The sequence below is a fragment of the Microcystis sp. 0824 genome (genome assembly GCF_003112475.1).
GTDB lineage: Bacteria > Cyanobacteriota > Cyanobacteriia > Cyanobacteriales > Microcystaceae > Microcystis > Microcystis aeruginosa_C.
In genome coordinates this window covers 56,944-72,490 of the sequence record NZ_BDSM01000019.1, presented here as the reverse complement: position 1 = coordinate 72,490, position 15,547 = coordinate 56,944, and the positions used below count along the sequence as shown (strand labels likewise).

Annotated in this window: 17 protein-coding genes, 1 tRNA gene and 1 pseudogene; 11 read left to right on the top strand and 8 right to left on the bottom strand. The window is 42.9% G+C overall.

The genetic code is table 11. The features are described from left to right. Window positions 1-25: 25 nt before the first annotated feature. Window positions 26-157: a hypothetical protein gene (locus tag N0824_RS21565; RefSeq protein ID WP_255420517.1), complete on the top strand. Its 132-nt coding sequence runs from the start codon at window positions 26-28 to the stop codon at window positions 155-157. 84 nt (window positions 158-241) lie between these two features. Then, window positions 242-1,402: an aminotransferase class V-fold PLP-dependent enzyme gene (locus N0824_RS07040; RefSeq protein WP_108936241.1), complete on the top strand. Its 1,161-nt coding sequence runs from the start codon at window positions 242-244 to the stop codon at window positions 1,400-1,402. 5 nt (window positions 1,403-1,407) lie between these two features. Here the strand turns inward: N0824_RS07040 and N0824_RS07035 are convergent, their stop codons facing one another. Both N0824_RS07035 and ruvB read right to left on the bottom strand, forming a co-directional pair. Continuing rightward, entirely contained in the window at window positions 1,408-2,181 is a 774-nt protein-coding gene (locus N0824_RS07035) for an RNA polymerase sigma factor SigF (RefSeq protein ID WP_108936240.1), read from the bottom strand. Window positions 2,182-2,559: 378 nt separating this feature from the next. After that, complete coding sequence (ruvB, locus tag N0824_RS07030; RefSeq protein ID WP_108936239.1) at window positions 2,560-3,636, bottom strand: Holliday junction branch migration DNA helicase RuvB; 1,077 nt, start codon at window positions 3,634-3,636, stop codon at window positions 2,560-2,562. 23 nt (window positions 3,637-3,659) lie between these two features. Here ruvB and hisF point away from each other — a divergent pair, with 23 nt between their 5' ends. From hisF to N0824_RS07010, 5 genes are all read left to right on the top strand, one after another. Continuing rightward, entirely contained in the window at window positions 3,660-4,424 is a 765-nt protein-coding gene (hisF, locus tag N0824_RS07025) for an imidazole glycerol phosphate synthase subunit HisF (protein WP_108936238.1), read from the top strand. Between the two features lie 9 nt (window positions 4,425-4,433). After that, window positions 4,434-4,610 (top strand): hypothetical protein, encoded by a 177-nt coding sequence (locus N0824_RS20935; protein WP_199224892.1) that lies wholly within the window; start codon window positions 4,434-4,436, stop codon window positions 4,608-4,610. A 67-nt stretch (window positions 4,611-4,677) separates the two neighbouring features. Next, window positions 4,678-4,878 (top strand): hypothetical protein, encoded by a 201-nt coding sequence (locus tag N0824_RS07020; RefSeq protein ID WP_002796074.1) that lies wholly within the window; start codon window positions 4,678-4,680, stop codon window positions 4,876-4,878. Window positions 4,879-4,997: 119 nt separating this feature from the next. Next, window positions 4,998-5,070, top strand: a tRNA-Ala gene (locus tag N0824_RS07015). 129 nt (window positions 5,071-5,199) lie between these two features. Next, complete coding sequence (locus tag N0824_RS07010) at window positions 5,200-6,249, top strand: AI-2E family transporter (RefSeq protein WP_108936237.1); 1,050 nt, start codon at window positions 5,200-5,202, stop codon at window positions 6,247-6,249. A 511-nt stretch (window positions 6,250-6,760) separates the two neighbouring features. On the opposite strand, the gene N0824_RS07005 is transcribed toward N0824_RS07010, so the two are convergent. After that, window positions 6,761-7,600 carry an ACT domain-containing protein gene (locus N0824_RS07005; RefSeq protein WP_108936333.1) on the bottom strand — a complete coding sequence of 280 codons (840 nt, stop codon included), beginning with the start codon at window positions 7,598-7,600 and terminating at the stop codon, window positions 6,761-6,763. 221 nt (window positions 7,601-7,821) lie between these two features. On the opposite strand from N0824_RS07005, the gene N0824_RS20930 reads away from it, so the two are divergent. The 4 genes and pseudogenes from N0824_RS20930 to N0824_RS21275 form a co-directional block, all read left to right on the top strand. Then, a complete protein-coding gene (locus N0824_RS20930) occupies window positions 7,822-7,986 on the top strand; it encodes an Asr1405/Asl0597 family protein (RefSeq protein ID WP_199224891.1) in 165 nt (54 codons plus the stop codon). A 122-nt stretch (window positions 7,987-8,108) separates the two neighbouring features. Continuing rightward, complete coding sequence (locus N0824_RS07000; protein WP_108936236.1) at window positions 8,109-8,684, top strand: (2Fe-2S) ferredoxin domain-containing protein; 576 nt, start codon at window positions 8,109-8,111, stop codon at window positions 8,682-8,684. A gap of 121 nt (window positions 8,685-8,805) precedes the next feature. Then, window positions 8,806-9,660 (top strand): formyltetrahydrofolate deformylase, encoded by an 855-nt coding sequence (gene purU, locus N0824_RS06995; RefSeq protein WP_108936235.1) that lies wholly within the window; start codon window positions 8,806-8,808, stop codon window positions 9,658-9,660. 75 nt (window positions 9,661-9,735) lie between these two features. Beyond that, a pseudogene (locus N0824_RS21275) lies at window positions 9,736-9,995 on the top strand (RNA-guided endonuclease TnpB family protein); the annotation flags it as partial. Window positions 9,996-10,282: 287 nt separating this feature from the next. On the opposite strand, the gene apcB reads toward N0824_RS21275, so the two are convergent. The 5 genes from apcB to N0824_RS06965 all read right to left on the bottom strand — a co-directional run bounded on the left by apcB (window position 10,283) and on the right by N0824_RS06965 (window position 15,461). Then, window positions 10,283-10,876: an allophycocyanin subunit beta gene (gene apcB, locus N0824_RS06985; RefSeq protein WP_199224890.1), complete on the bottom strand. Its 594-nt coding sequence runs from the start codon at window positions 10,874-10,876 to the stop codon at window positions 10,283-10,285. 98 nt (window positions 10,877-10,974) lie between these two features. Next, window positions 10,975-12,114 (bottom strand): glutamate 5-kinase, encoded by a 1,140-nt coding sequence (gene proB, locus N0824_RS06980; protein WP_233256376.1) that lies wholly within the window; start codon window positions 12,112-12,114, stop codon window positions 10,975-10,977. Between the two features lie 28 nt (window positions 12,115-12,142). Then, window positions 12,143-14,107: a single-stranded-DNA-specific exonuclease RecJ gene (recJ, locus tag N0824_RS06975; RefSeq protein WP_108936233.1), complete on the bottom strand. Its 1,965-nt coding sequence runs from the start codon at window positions 14,105-14,107 to the stop codon at window positions 12,143-12,145. 281 nt (window positions 14,108-14,388) lie between these two features. Then, a complete protein-coding gene (locus N0824_RS06970) occupies window positions 14,389-15,030 on the bottom strand; it encodes a hypothetical protein (RefSeq protein ID WP_108936232.1) in 642 nt (213 codons plus the stop codon). Further along, on the bottom strand, window positions 15,027-15,461 hold the full coding sequence (locus tag N0824_RS06965; protein WP_108936231.1) for a hypothetical protein: 435 nt from the start codon (window positions 15,459-15,461) through the stop codon (window positions 15,027-15,029). Before N0824_RS06965 ends, N0824_RS06970 begins: the two co-directional genes overlap by 4 nt. Window positions 15,462-15,547: the final 86 nt, after the last annotated feature.

Sequence of the window (15,547 nt, the reverse complement as noted above, 5' to 3'; positions counted from 1 at the left end):
TTCTCAGTAGATAGTCCTAATACCTATGAACCTACATCTTCCCCCACCACAAGAGCATCTAATCCAACAGAAAGTGAAAACGGGAAAATATCAATCTCCAGAAAATCATCCTCTCATAGATGGAGAAACTTTTGTCCCTGAAATTATCCATCGTTAATATACTAGGTAGTTAGAAGCTGAATATAATAGGCAATTTTTCAGCTATTTTTTCTAGTTTTGAATAAAATCAAATTAATTCAATATGTCTAAAAACTCTTGGTTAATTCCCGATAATATTTATTTTCTCAACCATGGTTCCTATGGTGCAACCCCTAGAATAGTCTTGGATTATCAGCAACAATTGCGGGAACGAATGGAAAGACAACCTTTAGCATTTTTGGGGAGAGAATTAGAGGGTTTATTAGATATTGCTAGGCAAAAATTAGCGGATTTAGTGGGAGTAAATAGCGATGATTTAGTCTTTGTTCCCAATGCAACCACAGCAGTGAATGCGGTGTTAAATTCTCTCACTTTTCAGGAAAATGAGGAAATTTTGATCACCGATCAGACTTATAATGCTTGTGCTAATGCAGTTAAACATATAGCTAAAAGATGGGGTTTAAAGGTAATTATCGCTAAAATTCCCTTCCCTGTGCAGTCTCCTTTAGAAATTAGTCAAGCAATTTTAGCATCTGTTTCTCCCCGGACAAAATTAGTAGTTTTAGATCATGTCACCAGTCCCACGGCCTTAATTTGGCCAATCGCAGAAATTGTGCAAGAATTAAATAATCTGGGTATTGATACTCTCATCGATGGCGCTCATGCTTTAGGTTTTTTACCCCTTAATATCGGGGCAATTAATCCCACCTATTATACTGCTAATTGTCATAAGTGGTTATGTAGTCCCAAGGGAGCCGCTTTTCTCTATGTGCGCGGGGATAAACAGGCAATAATTCGACCTTTAACTATTAGCCATGGGGCTAATTCTCCTCGACAAGATCGCTCCCGTTTTCAGTTAGAATTTGCTTGGATGGGAACCGATGATCCCACCGCTTATTTATCAGTGCCAAAAGCAATCGAGTTTTTAAATTCTCTCTCTATTGATGGTTTACTAGGTTTGATGGCGAGGAATCATAATTTGGTTTTAAAAGCCAGAAATTTACTTTGTCATGCCTTGCAGGTCAATTATCCTTGTCCAGAATCAATGATCGGATCAATGTCTTCAATTCTAATTCCTAGTTATGCTTGGACAGCAGAAGATTTATCCAGACAACTGTGGGAAAAATATCAGATTGAAGTGCCGATAATTTCTTGGGGAGAAGCCTCATTAATTGTGAGGATTTCTGCTCACTACTATAATTCGATCGAGCAGTATGAATATTTAGCTGCGGTTTTAAATTACCTGCTATTGGAGCCAAGATAATTTTGCTAAAACGCTTCCTGGACCATAGTTTCCTTGAGCATTTCTAAACCCTTTTTCACCCGACGGGAGACGGTGACAACACTAATGCCTAATTGTTCGGCGGTTTCCCGTTGAGTAAGATCCTTAAGGAAGACAAATTCGAGAATATGACGGGTTTTGTCTTCTAATTGAGCCAGTGCCTGTTGTAAACGAATGCAATCCTCTTGACAAAGTTGAAAGCTGCGATAACGGGGATCGGGAACGAGGTCTTTTAAACAAGTATTATTATCCTCATCATTAACCGTCACATCAAGACTAAGAGGTTCACGATTTTGGAAAGCCAGTTTTACCTCTTGCCATTCTTCGAGGGAAATATTTAAAGCGAGGGAGATTTCCGTATCATTGGGTTGACGGTTGTGGACAGTTTGGAAATCCCGACGCACATTTGTCGCTTGTCTGCCTAAATCCAACCAACGGCGAGGAATCCGAACCGTGTAACCTTTATCGCGTAAATAGTGTTGAATTTCGCCGCGAATATAGGGAATAGCGAAAGAACTAAAAGCATGACCTTTGCTGCTGTCAAAACGATTGATCGCCCGAATTAACCCCATACAGCCAACCTGCACTAAATCTTCGTAAGTTTCATGGCATTGATTGACCCAATGATGAGCTTCCCTTCTGACTAATCCTAGGTTCAACTCCATAATCCGATCCCGTAACTTATTCTCGCCTGTTTTTTGGTATTTTTGAAACAGGCTAAGAGTTTCCAGCTTAAGATTTTCTTTATTTAGAACAGACATAGCGTGCTAACAGACTTAAAGAACCATTGGCTGTAAAGGATCACTATTGCAATTAGCTTTGACAAATCCCAATACATCTAGATTAGAAGCGGAAAGCAATCACAACAATGTCATTCACTCTGATTATGATACAGCCTTTGTATAAAGACTGGTGTGATTTCACGCAGTCAAGGCAGTATTTAAAGACACAAATGAGCTAAAACGCTGTAATTTAGTCAGCGCAACAAGAAGTGTTAATTGAGAAGGGACAGAAGCGACCGGATTATTCCTACAGCCTTTCTCGTAAAGGTGAAGTATAGATTAAACCTTGCCGAAGTAAGGATTTCAGACGCAAAAACTTAGCTCATCTATCGGAGAAACGCTGTAATATCTAGAAAACTACAACTCAAACAAAGGCAAACTCTGATCCTTATTTTTCGGCAATTTCGCCAGTAATCCTAAATGTTCGTAGGCGGCGGCCGTCACCACGCGACCCCGGGCAGTACGATTAAGATAACCTATTTGTAATAAATAAGGCTCATAGACCTCCTCGATTGTCTTGGCATCTTCCCCCGTGGCTGCCGCTACCGCTTCCAATCCCACGGGTCTGCCTTGAAACTGTTCGATCATCGTCTTTAATACTAATCGATCAGTCCAATCTAAACCCATAGAATCCACATTTAATTGATTTAATCCCTCAGCGGCTAACTGGGGGGTAATCATAGTTTCTCCCTTCACCTGCACATAGTCGCGTACCCGTTTTAATAAACGATTGGCAATGCGTGGAGTTCCCCGACTGCGACGGGCAATTTCGATCGCACCTGCTTCAGTCATGGGAATATTAAAAATAGTGGCACTTCTGAGAAGAATTGTGGTCAATTCCTCCACTGTATAGAAGCGCAGACGTTGAATCATGCCAAAACGATCGCGCAAAGGCGAAGTTAAAGAGCCAACTTTGGTAGTAGCACCGATTAAAGTAAAGGGAGGTAAAGAAATACTGCGAATTTTCGCCGCTTGACCCTTGCCAATCGTCACATCCAGTCGATAATCCTCCATCGCCGGGTATAATAACTCCTCCGTCACCCGATTCAGTCGATGAATTTCGTCGATAAAAAGAATATCCCGGGGTTTAAGATTGATCAGGATGCCGGTAATATCCCGGGGACGCTCTAAAGCGGGAGCGGCGGTAATGCGGCAATTTACTCCCATCTCGGCCGCTAAAATTAAAGCCATGGTGGTTTTTCCTAATCCCGGCGGCCCGTAGAAGAGCAAATGATCGATCGCTTCTTGTCTAGCTTTGGCCGCGGCGATGGTGACTTTTAGATTAGCCTTTAAGTCCTGTTGACCGATATAATCCTCTAGGGATTGCGGACGGATCTGCGCTTCTGCTTTTTCCGTTTCTTCTATAGTGGGATTGGCAGTGAGCAGATTTTCCTGGGCAGCCGGGGGGGAATTATGCGATCGTTTGATGGCCATTGTTACAATCAAGAGTCTAGGATATGTTAGCGAAGCGGATTTTGCCTTGTTTGGATGTCAATAAAGGTCGGGTAGTGAAAGGGGTTAATTTTGTCAATCTTCAGGATGCTGGCGACCCCGTGGAGTTGGCCCGCTTGTATAATCAGGCAGGGGCTGATGAGTTGGTTTTTCTTGATATTACTGCTACCCATGAAGATCGCGACACGATTATTGATGTAGTCTATCGCACGGCGGAACAGGTTTTTATTCCTCTGACCGTGGGGGGTGGTATCCAATCCTTAGAAAATATTAAAAATTTGTTAAGAGCCGGGGCCGATAAAGTCAGCATTAACTCGGCTGCCGTGCGAGATCCGCAATTGCTTGATCGAGCCAGCGATCGCTTTGGTAAACAGTGTATTGTGGTGGCGATCGATGCTAGACGACGTAAGGATGTGCATAACCCCGGTTGGGAGGTTTATGTTCGGGGTGGACGCGAAAATACGGGTATTGATGCTTTATTATGGGCCCAAGAAGTGGAAAAACGCGGGGCGGGTGAGTTGTTAGTTACCAGTATGGATGCCGACGGCACGCAAGCGGGTTACGATCTGGCCTTGACAAAAGCGATCGCTGAAAGGGTGGAGATTCCTGTGATTGCTTCGGGAGGAGCGGGTAATTGTCAGCATATTTACGAAGCATTGACGGAAGGGCGGGCAGAAGCGGCTTTATTGGCTTCTTTACTCCATTATGGTCAATTAACCATCGCTGAGGTCAAAAATTATCTGCAAAATCAACAAGTACCCGTGCGTTAGCTAGGGAAAATGAGAGCCAGATTTGCAGAACTTAATCTAGTGATTGAGTCGGTTAATGCTATTAGTTACTGCCAATTTCTTCGGACTGAAACCCAAGAAGAGCAAGGTTTACAGCTATTACTGAAAGTCAATGGCCGACGGCTGACAGCCGTGATCGAGAAACCGGCAAAAAATCCCTGTTTTTAACTTCCCTCCGATTATCCCCAGGGAAAATTATGTATTAGAATAGAGGAAAGTTAACAAAATTTAAAATATGTTAGTTCCGATTCTCATCTTTGACCTCGGTCTTGTGGCTTGGTCATTGCATCTGATGCAGCAAGCGTTCGACAAGCAAGAGTTTTCCTTGATGCTGGCGGGAACCTTGGTGGCAGCAGCGGCAGCGGCTATGTTAGTAGTTTATTTCCTCATGGGTCACTGTTTAACCTATTTAACCCAAATTCCGGCTCCTGTCTAAATGGGGGCGATTGTTTTACCATTGTCTTATCAGCGATCGCATTGTGAGGGACAAATTTTTTTCTCGTCCCCCCTTGACAAAATGATTCTATTTAAGCTATATTCAAAAATGGTCTTCAAGGGGTTATAGCTCAGTTGGTAGAGCACCTCAATGGCATTGAGGGGGTCAGCGGTTCGAATCCGCTTAGCTCCATACAGTTAGGATAAGAGTTTCAGGGTTACTGGAACCAAAAAAGTGGCGAGGAGATGGTAGATTGAAAGAGGATTTCTGGTTAGAAAAGTCTCTTTTTACATACATCGATACTCTCTCAGGACAAAATTAATGATAGAGCTTTTTAAGCAACTACCTCGTTGGTTGCGGCTAAGTCTAGTTTTTCCGCTCTTATTTCTCAATGGTTGGTTATTATTCCAATTATTTAGCTATCTAGAACCCTTAGTCAGTATTTTTGTCACTGCTAGTTTACTAGCTTTTGTCTTAGATGTTCCCATCAAACTGCTGCAAAGACGCGGGGTTAATCGCAGTGGTTCGATCGCTATTGTCTTTTTAATTGCCCTATTAATTTTAATTGTTTTAGGTTTAATTTTAATTCCCCAGATTGTCGAACAATTAAGCAGTTTAATCAATAGTTTGCCCCAGTGGATCGAGTCGGGAACCGAACAGATACAAAATTTGGAAAAGTGGGATAAAACTCAGAAATATGCGATTTATATCGAGCAATCAATCACCCAGTTATCGGAACGACTAACCAATGTTTTACAAACTCTTAGCACTCAATTACTAAGCTTTGTGCTGGGAACTATCAACAGTATCCTAAACATTCTCTTTGTTCTAGTTCTAACCGTCTTTCTGGTTCTCTATGGCGAACAAATTTGGGAGGGAATTTTAAGCTGGATTCCTGCTCCCTGGAATCTCAAATTAAGAACGATTATTCGTCAAACTTTTGAAACCTATTTTGCTGGTCAAACCATTTTAGCAGGAATTCTCAGCCTTGCTCAAATTTTTGTTTTTGTGATTCTCAAGGTCGATTATGCCCTATTATTCGGGGTGGCGATCGGTCTAACTACATTAATTCCTTTTGCCAGTGCCTTTACCATTATTGGCATTAGTACCCTACTGATGTTTCAAGATTTTTGGTTAGGGTTAAAAGTTTTGACCCTGACTATTATTGTCGGTCAAATTAATGATAATGTCATCGCCCCTCGGTTAATGGGAGGTATGATCGGACTTAATCCCGTCTGGATTATTCTATCTCTTTTTATCGGGGGCAAAGTGGCAGGAATTCTCGGTTTATTGATAGCAGTTCCCATCGCTAGTGTGCTGAAAAGTACCATCGATATCATCCGCTCGCAGCAAGAGAATGATAAATTATGAATGATGAATGATGAATGATGAATGATGAATTGGGGAGTGGGGAGAATAAATAAAAATGGCTCTACCGAACCTGTCATGTAAAACTATCAACAACTCATGCTTGTAAAGCTTGTATAATAAGGCTTTGAGTTTTTGTCAGATTGATATTTATCAACTTTAGAGCATTGCTGGGCAGAGCGGGAGCTTGAGGAATTTTCTACAGTGTAAGTTCGGAAGAACCATAAAAATAAATCCTGTTTAAAGGGAAGTGGGAAGTGGAGAGTGGGGTGTGGGGTGTGGGCTTCGGCCGTGAGATCAGCGTTCGACTGAGCTCACGCCGAAGTCCGAACGGGTGTGGGGTGTGGGGAGAACAAAGCTGCCTTTTGCCTTTTGCCTTTTGCCTTTTGCCTTTTGCCTTTTGCCTGTCCTGATATGTAGCTTATACTCAACGGATTTAGTATGACTCCTGACTGCTAATGACTGATAACTGATAACTGATAACTGATAACTGCTAACTGATAACTGATAACTGTTATGAGCGGCTAATTTCTTCGAGAATAGCCATCGCTTCTGTCACCCTATCCCTAGGGATAAATAAATGATCGTGATAATAACCAGAAATGACATTGACGCTAATTGCTGCTTCGGCCAGTTTCTCGCTAATTACCGCTAAAAATCCCACCGCCGCTAAACTAGAATGCACAGAAAGAGTAATTTGTCTATAAATATATTTGTACTGCAAATTCTTGCGATCGGCTTGCTGACGGGGAATAATCACCGTTATGCCCTCCTCTTCCTGAAATTGACAGATAGGGTTTAATTGTAGCTGTTCTAGTGCTGTTGCTGTGAGGGAAGAGAAAACGAATTCTTCAGTATTTAGGATTGGTTTCAGGGATTGGAGCAGAATATCGAGATTAGTTTCGCCTTCCTCCGCTTTTTCTGGCGATTTTTTCGCCGCATCCATACACTGATTAGCAGCAGCGTCAGCGACACTATTTTTAGCTCGTTCAATCCAGCACCAGCTAATGCGATCGAATCGGGCAACTAATTGACAAGCACGCTGATAAAAGGGACGTAAACTATCGCTTTTTACCTTCCAGTCCCCCTTAACTTGATTGATGACTAATTGACTATCTCCGCAAATTTCTAGGCTTTTTAAGCCTAATTCTTGGGCTTTTTCCAATCCAATAATCAATCCCGTGTATTCAGCTTCGTTATTAGTGGCTCTCTCCATATATCTAGTCGTAGTCAAGGAATTACCCTCGGCTAAAACTATTACCGCTGCACCGGCTGCTCTCCCTGGATTGCCGCGAGAACCACCATCAAAATAGAGAACTGCTGAATTATCGGTTTTTTGAGCTTTTTTATCCATAATTTTCGTTAATAAATTCTTGTTATCTCCATTTTTATCTCTTTGACAATTGTAGGCGGTAGGGATTCCTGTCGGCAAAGCGGACAAGCAAGATTTTAGCCGATCGCCGCTACCGGGTAACTTTTTTTTCTTCGGGTTATTGACAATTATTTGCAGTTGTCGGTTATACTGAGAACATCAGCCTAGAGTTATATTGCTAATAGTTCTCAATTAAAAGCCCCATGGGTATAGACAAATGGCCATCGGAAGGTGAGAAAATCTTCCATCTTAGTGCTTGGGATCGCTGGCAGGTTTACCACCAGCTGCAGGCCCTAGACATTGAATGTCAATGCCGGCTCCATCAGCCTTTGCGGGTTCGCATCGATGCCTCCGCTCAACTTTTATAGCTGTGGATTGTCCTGCGACAGATAGAGGCTTCCCGAGGCTGTTTAATCGCTTGACTAGAAACCCGTTGGCAAGCATAATCCTTGAGAAAAATTAGCAATCTGAGAGTAAAAAGTGAGAAAGTATGTCAAAATCTGTAACTACCATGGTTCCCTTTCAAGTAGTCGGTCAATTCCTCGGTTTTGTCCTCAAGGACGGATATAAGGTAAAATACCTGAGAATCAGTGTTGATAAACGGGAATATTGGTTTAAGCCAGAAAAACCACTGCGAGACCACATACCTCTTAATATTGCTCTCCACTCATGGCTAAAAGTGACGGGAGAAAGTAGTATTCGTTCAAAGAAGGGAAAATTAAAACTGAGGGTACTGGGGATTGAGCATTTATCCGGGGAAAAAACCCCAGAAGTGGCCCCAGTAAAAGCGCAAAAAGCCACCGTCTTAATCTGTCAGAAGTCCGATTGTTGGAAAAATGGCGGTGCGAGAGTCTGCCAAAGGTTAGAGAGTAGTTTAGAGGAAAAAGGACTGGGAGAAGCGGTGAATATTAAATTAACCGGCTGTTTAAAACAGTGCAAAAAAGGCCCGAATCTGGTGGTTATGCCCGATAAAAAGCATTATAATCAGGTAGCTCCCCAAGATGTCCCCTCCCTAATCGAGCGGCATTTTGCCACTTCTGAGCAAGGGAAGAGCCTATCAGTTTAACCAGAAATTTAATCGGCGATCGCTATTGACAAACGATCTTTTTTGTGCATCAAAGGGACGAAGTGCCTAAAATTGTAATAAATTAGGGATAGAAAAAGTCAATTCTTGCCGCCGATAATTTATGACTGCTGCCACTGCAACCTTGTTAATTTCTTGTCCCGACCAGATTGGTCTGGTGGCGAAAATCGCTAATTTTATCTACGCTAATGGCGGCAATATTATCCACGCCGACCAACACACGGATTTTTCGGCGGGATTGTTTCTGATGCGGATAGAATGGCAATTAGAGGGGTTTAATTTACCCCGTGGGATGATCGAACCAGCTTTCGCCGCTATTGCCAAACCTTTGCAGGCTAGTTGGTCCCTACATTTTTCCGATGCTGTCCCGCGTCTAGCTATTTGGGTGACAAAACAGGATCATTGTCTCCTCGATTTATTATGGCGACAACAGGCGGGAGAAATTAGGGCAGAAATTCCTTTAATTATTAGCAATCATCGAAAATTACAATCAGTTGCCAATCAATTTGGTATTGAGTTTTATCATCTTCCTATTACCGCCGAAACCAAAATTGAACAGGAAGCCAGACAATTAGATTTACTGCGGGAATACCGGATAGATTTAGTGATTTTAGCGAAATATATGCAGGTTCTCACCCCAGATTTTATTAACTTTTTCCCCAATATTATCAATATTCATCATTCTTTTTTACCAGCTTTTGCGGGAGCTAATCCCTATCAACGGGCCTACGATCGAGGAGTAAAAATTATTGGAGCTACCGCCCATTATATCACTGCCGATCTCGATCAGGGGCCAATTATCGAGCAGGATGTGGTCAGAGTTAGCCATCGCGATACCGTAGGAGATTTAATTCGTCAAGGTAAGGATTTAGAAAGGGTGGTGTTAGCGCGAGCGGTACGTTTACACTTGCAAAATCGGGTTTTGGTTTACGCTAATCGCACAGTAGTGTTCACTTAAGGTTGCTAGGGTAAGCTCATCTAAAATGGTATAAGATGTACTTGACAAAAAAGAGAGCATTGAAGGTTAAAAATATGGTTTTACAATTACGCCCTAAACTTAACATCTGAAACCTACAAGCAAACAGCAGAAATGAAATAATCAAGCTACTGCCTTCTCTCAAGAAAGAATAGGAATGGCTAACCGAAGCACCATCGCAAGTGCTACAACAAGTCCCTTTCAATCTTTCTAGTGCTTTGCTCAATTTCTTTGAAGGTAGAGCTAAATATCCTAACTTCAAGAAAAAGCAGCATAGACAGTCAATTAGATTCCCTCAACACTGTCAACTAAAAAACGGGCGTTGTCAGAGCAGAATATGAAAGATGCAATGCAATCCTTGCTATCAAAGTAATTTCAGTTCCGGTGCTGATTCGGCTCATCTTTTAATTTGACAACGCCAAGGGGATGCCGAGATTAACAGTTACTCTCATGAGAGTAACTGTTTGCTGTTCATCAAAAGAATCTACTAAGAAACTCGGTTATCTGACCGCAGTAAAGGAAGACTTTACTCAATTCTAGCCAGCAAAAAACCAACTCATTGATTGAACGAACAAAACTGATAACTGATAACTGATAACTGAATTTAGATAGACACTTCGCTTAATTCGCGAGTCAGATGATCAAAGGGTTCAGCGATAAAAGATGTGTCGGCAATACCCGCCTCAGTAGCCATGGTTTGAATCATTTCGCTCATGATTTGGATACCGCGCACCGTCGGACCGATGGGAACACCGAGGGAATTATAGGTTTCCCGCAGTCCTTGCAGTACCCGCTCATCTAGAACATTAGTATCAGCAGCTACTAGGGCATAACTGGCATAGCGGAGATAGTAATCCATATCCCGCAGACAGGCAGAATAACGACGGGTGGTGTAGGCATTACCCCCGGCGCGGATCAATTCGGGAACTTCTTCAAATAGACGAATCGCCGCCCCACGCACGAGCGCCGCCGAATTAGCGTTAATTAGGGCGGCGGCAGCTAGACGGGCAGTTCCCGAGGCGAAATATTGTTTAAGATTATCGATCGCATCTCGATCGAGATAACGTCCGGTGACATCGTATTTTCTAATCAGGCTAGTTACCGCGTCTCGCATTATTAAGTTTCTCCCAACAGCAATAAAGACATTTTTGAGTTTCGCTTTATTTATAATCTCACAGCGTTGAACTTCGGGGGACATCCCCAGTCTAACTCTCTTGCTTGTCTAACAATTTGTTGTTTTTTTGAGACATTTCTTTACATTTAAGGCATTGGCTGGACCGGCTCTGGGTGGCGGAATTATCCCTGATTAGTCGAGGTGGTGGACGAGGCACTCAAAATGACGAGATTATCGCGATGAATGATGGTTTCCGCCGCCCTATAACCCAATAAACTGGCAATACGCTCGGAATGTTGACCTTTCACTCGATCTATCTCCTCACTACTATAATTAACAATTCCCCGGGCCACTTCCCGGCCTTCTTGATCGCACAATTGCACCGATTCCGAGGCGCTAAATTCCCCCTCCACTTTGGTGATCCCGGCCGCGAGGAGAGATTTTCCCCCCTGACAAATGGCTTGAATCGCCCCAGCATCGAGATAGATTTGACCCATGGGCATTAGTCCGTAGGCGATCCAGCGTTTGCGGGCGTTATCACTGCGTTTTTGGGCCTCAAAACGGGTTCCGATCGCCTCTCCTGCCATAATTTTTAAGATATTACTGGGCTGCCGTCCCCTAGTAATCGCCATTTCTACCCCGGCGCTGGTGGCAATCCGGGCCGCGGCCAATTTAGTCGCCATACCCCCGGTCCCCCACTGACTGCCACTACTACCGGCATCGATCGATAGTTGCGCTAATTCCGCAGGAGTAACTCGGGCAATGGCCGCCGCTTCGGGAAATAGCCGCGGATCGGCACTGTAGAGGCGATCCACATCGGTGAGGATAAATAACCAGTCAGCCTCGATTAAACTGGCGACAAGGGCTGATAAAGTGTCATTATCGCCGAATTTTAACTCATCGATCGCCACCGTATCATTTTCGTTGACAATGGCAATCACCCCTAATTCAAACAAAGCCTGAAAGGTATTATAGGCGTTGACATAACAGGTGCGTTCCATCAATTCGGGACGGGTCAGCAAAATTTGGGCGATCGGTTGACCAAGACTGGTAAAGAGGTCATCATAGATCCGCATCAGACGACCTTGACCGACGGCGGCGATCGCTTGTTTGAGGGCGATTTTTTTCGGTCTTTCCTGTATTCCCAGACGACGGCAGCCCACCCCCACGGCCCCGGAAGATACTAATACCACCCGATGACCGGCGGCACGCAACCGGGTGAGGACTTCCACTAAAGCGGCGATCGTGGAGAGGGATAATTGACTGGTTTCATTATCGGTCAAACTGGAAGTACCGATTTTGATCACTATGGTTTGGTTCATCGTCAAGGAGCTTTTTTTGGGGGTGTTGCTAGATAGCCAAAGCTTTGATGGCAACTTTAATTAAAGTATAAAAACGGGGTTCAGTCACGTTGACTTCTCTAGCTTGTTGCCGATTTTTGCCTAATAAACCAATGCGCTGCCCTTTCTGCACGACTAAAATATCGCCCTGTTCATTTTTGATGCGAATCTCGTTTACATCACCCCAAAAACTACATTGATACATTTTATCGGCGTGCATAAAAATTGCTTTTTTAACATTATCATTTTCTTGGGGTAATCGCACTCCCACTAATTCAATTTCTATGGTTGTATTACCATTCCAAGTATTTTCTTTGAGTTTATAGGCAATATCTAAACGAGTTGGTAAAGGACAATATTCGCCCCAACGCCAAGCTAGGGCTTGAATTCTGGTATCATCCCTTTGAGCCAGCAATAATTTTAAATGATTTTTTCCGATGGTTTTCTGTTCCAATACTCGCACGTTAGGAGTCCAAAAAACGGGTAATTCATTCCCAATTCCCCAGGGTTGCAAACTATCAATTTGCTGAAAAAGTTGCAGGTTTATTTGTTTAAAATCAATGATAGTATCAATTTTGATTAAAGGTTTTAATTGTTCTATTTGTAAAATTTTGTGAGAAAATTGACTTAATCTTTGTTTAAATGCTAGTAAATTAGCTGTGGGTAAACTAAAACCCCCCGCCATTTTATGACCGCCAAATTTTCCTAGTAAATCTTGGCAAAATTGCAGGGCTTCAAAAACGTGAAATTCTTCAATTCCTCTGGCAGAACCGCGAATTTTACCTGGCTCTTCTTCCTCGTAAGTACCGATAAAAACTGGCACTCCGTAGCGTTCCACTAAACGGGAGGCCACAATACCAATTACCCCATGATGCCAATCTTTTTCGACTAAAACTAAAACTCGATCTTTTTGCCAAAGAATCGGCGTTTCTTCCACTAATTTAATCGCTTCTTCTTCAATTTTTTCGCACAATTCTTGACGGGTACGATTAATTTGTTCGCACTGCATCGCTCTTTCTAAGGCAATTCCAGCCTCATCGGTGGTTAATAATTCAATAACTATCTGGGGATCACCAATTCTGCCAATGGCATTAATTCTCGGTCCCAATTTAAAGCCAATATCATCCGGTTGTAATTGCTTTTGTTCCTCGCTAATTCCCGCTATTTGCATCAGGGATTGAATCCCGACTAATTGAGATTTGGGTAATTTTCTTAAACCCCGTTTTAACCAGCGACGATTTACCCCGATTAATGGGGCTAAATCTGCTATAGTGCCTAGGGTAAATAATGCTAATAATGACTCGGTTAATCCCTGTAATTTGCCCATTTTTTGGGCAGTTGTCACCGCTAAAATGTAGGCGACTCCCACCCCCGCTAATCCCTGATAGGGAGAGTTAGGGGTTAATAATTTTGGGTTGAGAATAGCGGAGGCATTTGGTAAAATTGGCGGCAGATCGTGATGATCGGTGATAATAACTTTTAATCCTAATTCTATCGCTAGGGCGATCGGTTCGTGAGCGGAAATACCGTTATCAACGGTGAGAATCAATCCGACTCCCGATTCGGCAAATTCTTCGACAATGCGCTGATTAATTCCGTATCCCTCTTTCATGCGACTGGGTATGGCATGATTTACCCTAGCACCGAGATGTCTCAAGGCTCTTAACAGTAAAGATGTACTGGTCATGCCATCGGCATCGTAGTCCCCACAGATAGCAATTTTATCGCCCCTAGCGATCGCTTTTACTAATAAATTGACACTTTTTTCTAAGTCGGGAAATTCTCCCAGGGGAGAGGGTAAGGTATCCACTTCGGGATCTATATAAGTTTTAGCTAATTCGGGGGTATCAATACCGCGATTAATTAAGATAGTTGCTAATAAGGATGATAATCCCATTTCCCGCGCTAACCTATCAATTTTTTCGGGATTACTTGCGGCAATATACCAGCGTTGGATGGGATATTTGTAGTCCATTTTTTATCAGGAGTCAGGAGTCAGGAGTCAGGAGTCAGGAGAGTTGCCTTCAGGAATTATCAGTGACTCTTAGACTGGTACAAATATATAAACAAATGCGTCTAAGCATTTCACCGAAAAACTAATGCACAGGAGGCTCGGGGGATAGAACCCCCCAAGAGTCTGAATTATAAGACAAAAAACCCAGAAAGCACAGTTTTAAAAAAAAGATTATCAGGGAATCCCAACTGAGTAGATTCACAAATAGGAGATGTACCCAGCGTAACGCACTAAAAACAGGGTTAAAAGCGGATTTGGATGGCCCCAGCGGGAGGTTGAAAGGGGAGATTACTATTATTAATTCTCAGGGGAGAACTGGGTATTACCTGCACATTTGGGGTGGTGGGTTGACTTTCGTTGGTACTCAGTAAAGTCAATTGATTAATACTAGAATTAATCGCAAATTGTTGGTTGATAACTCCCGACGGACAACAGGAAGGATCCCGGGGGAGAAATCTTCTCATATTGACGGTGATCATACCATCTTTAGCCCTCAGATTATCGACAATTACTCGATCGGCTAACAGGACAGTATCGGTGTTAGTGGCAGTACCGTTATTATCGATCACTAGGGCTAAATAATGTAATTGCTGTTGATCTCTGGTAATCACTCTTAATACGACAATACCATCAGTTCTTTGATCATTATTATAGTCCCCCATCAAGGCTTCTCGACTGACTTGCACTCCTAAAATCGGTCCCTCATTGGATTGAAAAATACCATCACTGACAATTACGGAACCTCGATTGGGAATGTTATAGACGGTGTTTCTTAAATTATCCACGCTCAGGGGTGTAGATTGGGCAAGTAAGGGCAGAGAATTATTTAATAGTAAACTGATACCCAGGAGAATAGATTGAGGCAAAATTGCTAATTTAATCATGGTTGTAATGGGTTGGGCATATTTTCTTGAGTATCGAATAACTGCACGTTATTGATGGTACAAACCATCCCCTGTTGTGCTGCTAATTTATCTCGCCATTGGCTTAATTGTTGTTGACCATTACTACCATTTAACCAGTAAACTGTCAAGATGCCGAGGGTTTGTTCTGGTTCGCAGGAAAAGCCGAGAGTTTTATCGGGTATGTCGGTATTTCCCTCACGACATTGCCAACCTTGTTTTTCAATTAATTCTTTCCAACCTTTCTCTTCTTTAGCAGCCACGGCAATGCGTTGATCTCCTTGGGTACAAAGCCAATTTTTCTGCTGGGTGGGATCATTGAGGAGATCACCAAGATTGGGGGAATTTTGCTTAATTGGGGGCAGCGAGGGGACTTGAGCTTGACATCCTCGCCGCCCTAAAAGTGCGGCGATTCCTAAACCTCACGATTTAAGTTTCTGCTTCCACCACCGTCGCATACCACAGTTAAAAAACCATGTACTGTCTTACACAGAGTCCA

Bases quoted from the DNA above. Each gene is read 5' to 3' on its own strand.
- N0824_RS06970 (WP_108936232.1), bottom strand. From the start codon at position 15,030: ATGATTAAATTAGCAATTTTGCCTCAATCTATTCTCCTGGGTATCAGT.
- N0824_RS07010 (WP_108936237.1), top strand. From the start codon at position 5,200: ATGATAGAGCTTTTTAAGCAACTACCTCGTTGGTTGCGGCTAAGTCTA.
- N0824_RS07005 (WP_108936333.1), bottom strand. From the start codon at position 7,600: ATGGATAAAAAAGCTCAAAAAACCGATAATTCAGCAGTTCTCTATTTT.
- ruvB (WP_108936239.1), bottom strand. From the start codon at position 3,636: ATGGCCATCAAACGATCGCATAATTCCCCCCCGGCTGCCCAGGAAAAT.
- N0824_RS21565 (WP_255420517.1), top strand. From the start codon at position 26: ATGAACCTACATCTTCCCCCACCACAAGAGCATCTAATCCAACAGAAA.
- recJ (WP_108936233.1), bottom strand. From the start codon at position 14,107: ATGGACTACAAATATCCCATCCAACGCTGGTATATTGCCGCAAGTAAT.
- hisF (WP_108936238.1), top strand. From the start codon at position 3,660: ATGTTAGCGAAGCGGATTTTGCCTTGTTTGGATGTCAATAAAGGTCGG.
- N0824_RS07040 (WP_108936241.1), top strand. From the start codon at position 242: ATGTCTAAAAACTCTTGGTTAATTCCCGATAATATTTATTTTCTCAAC.
- apcB (WP_199224890.1), bottom strand. From the start codon at position 10,876: ATGTCCCCCGAAGTTCAACGCTGTGAGATTATAAATAAAGCGAAACTC.
- N0824_RS07020 (WP_002796074.1), top strand. From the start codon at position 4,678: ATGTTAGTTCCGATTCTCATCTTTGACCTCGGTCTTGTGGCTTGGTCA.
- N0824_RS07035 (WP_108936240.1), bottom strand. From the start codon at position 2,181: ATGTCTGTTCTAAATAAAGAAAATCTTAAGCTGGAAACTCTTAGCCTG.
- N0824_RS20930 (WP_199224891.1), top strand. From the start codon at position 7,822: ATGGGTATAGACAAATGGCCATCGGAAGGTGAGAAAATCTTCCATCTT.
- N0824_RS20935 (WP_199224892.1), top strand. From the start codon at position 4,434: ATGAGAGCCAGATTTGCAGAACTTAATCTAGTGATTGAGTCGGTTAAT.
- proB (WP_233256376.1), bottom strand. From the start codon at position 12,114: ATGAACCAAACCATAGTGATCAAAATCGGTACTTCCAGTTTGACCGAT.
- N0824_RS07000 (WP_108936236.1), top strand. From the start codon at position 8,109: ATGTCAAAATCTGTAACTACCATGGTTCCCTTTCAAGTAGTCGGTCAA.
- purU (WP_108936235.1), top strand. From the start codon at position 8,806: ATGACTGCTGCCACTGCAACCTTGTTAATTTCTTGTCCCGACCAGATT.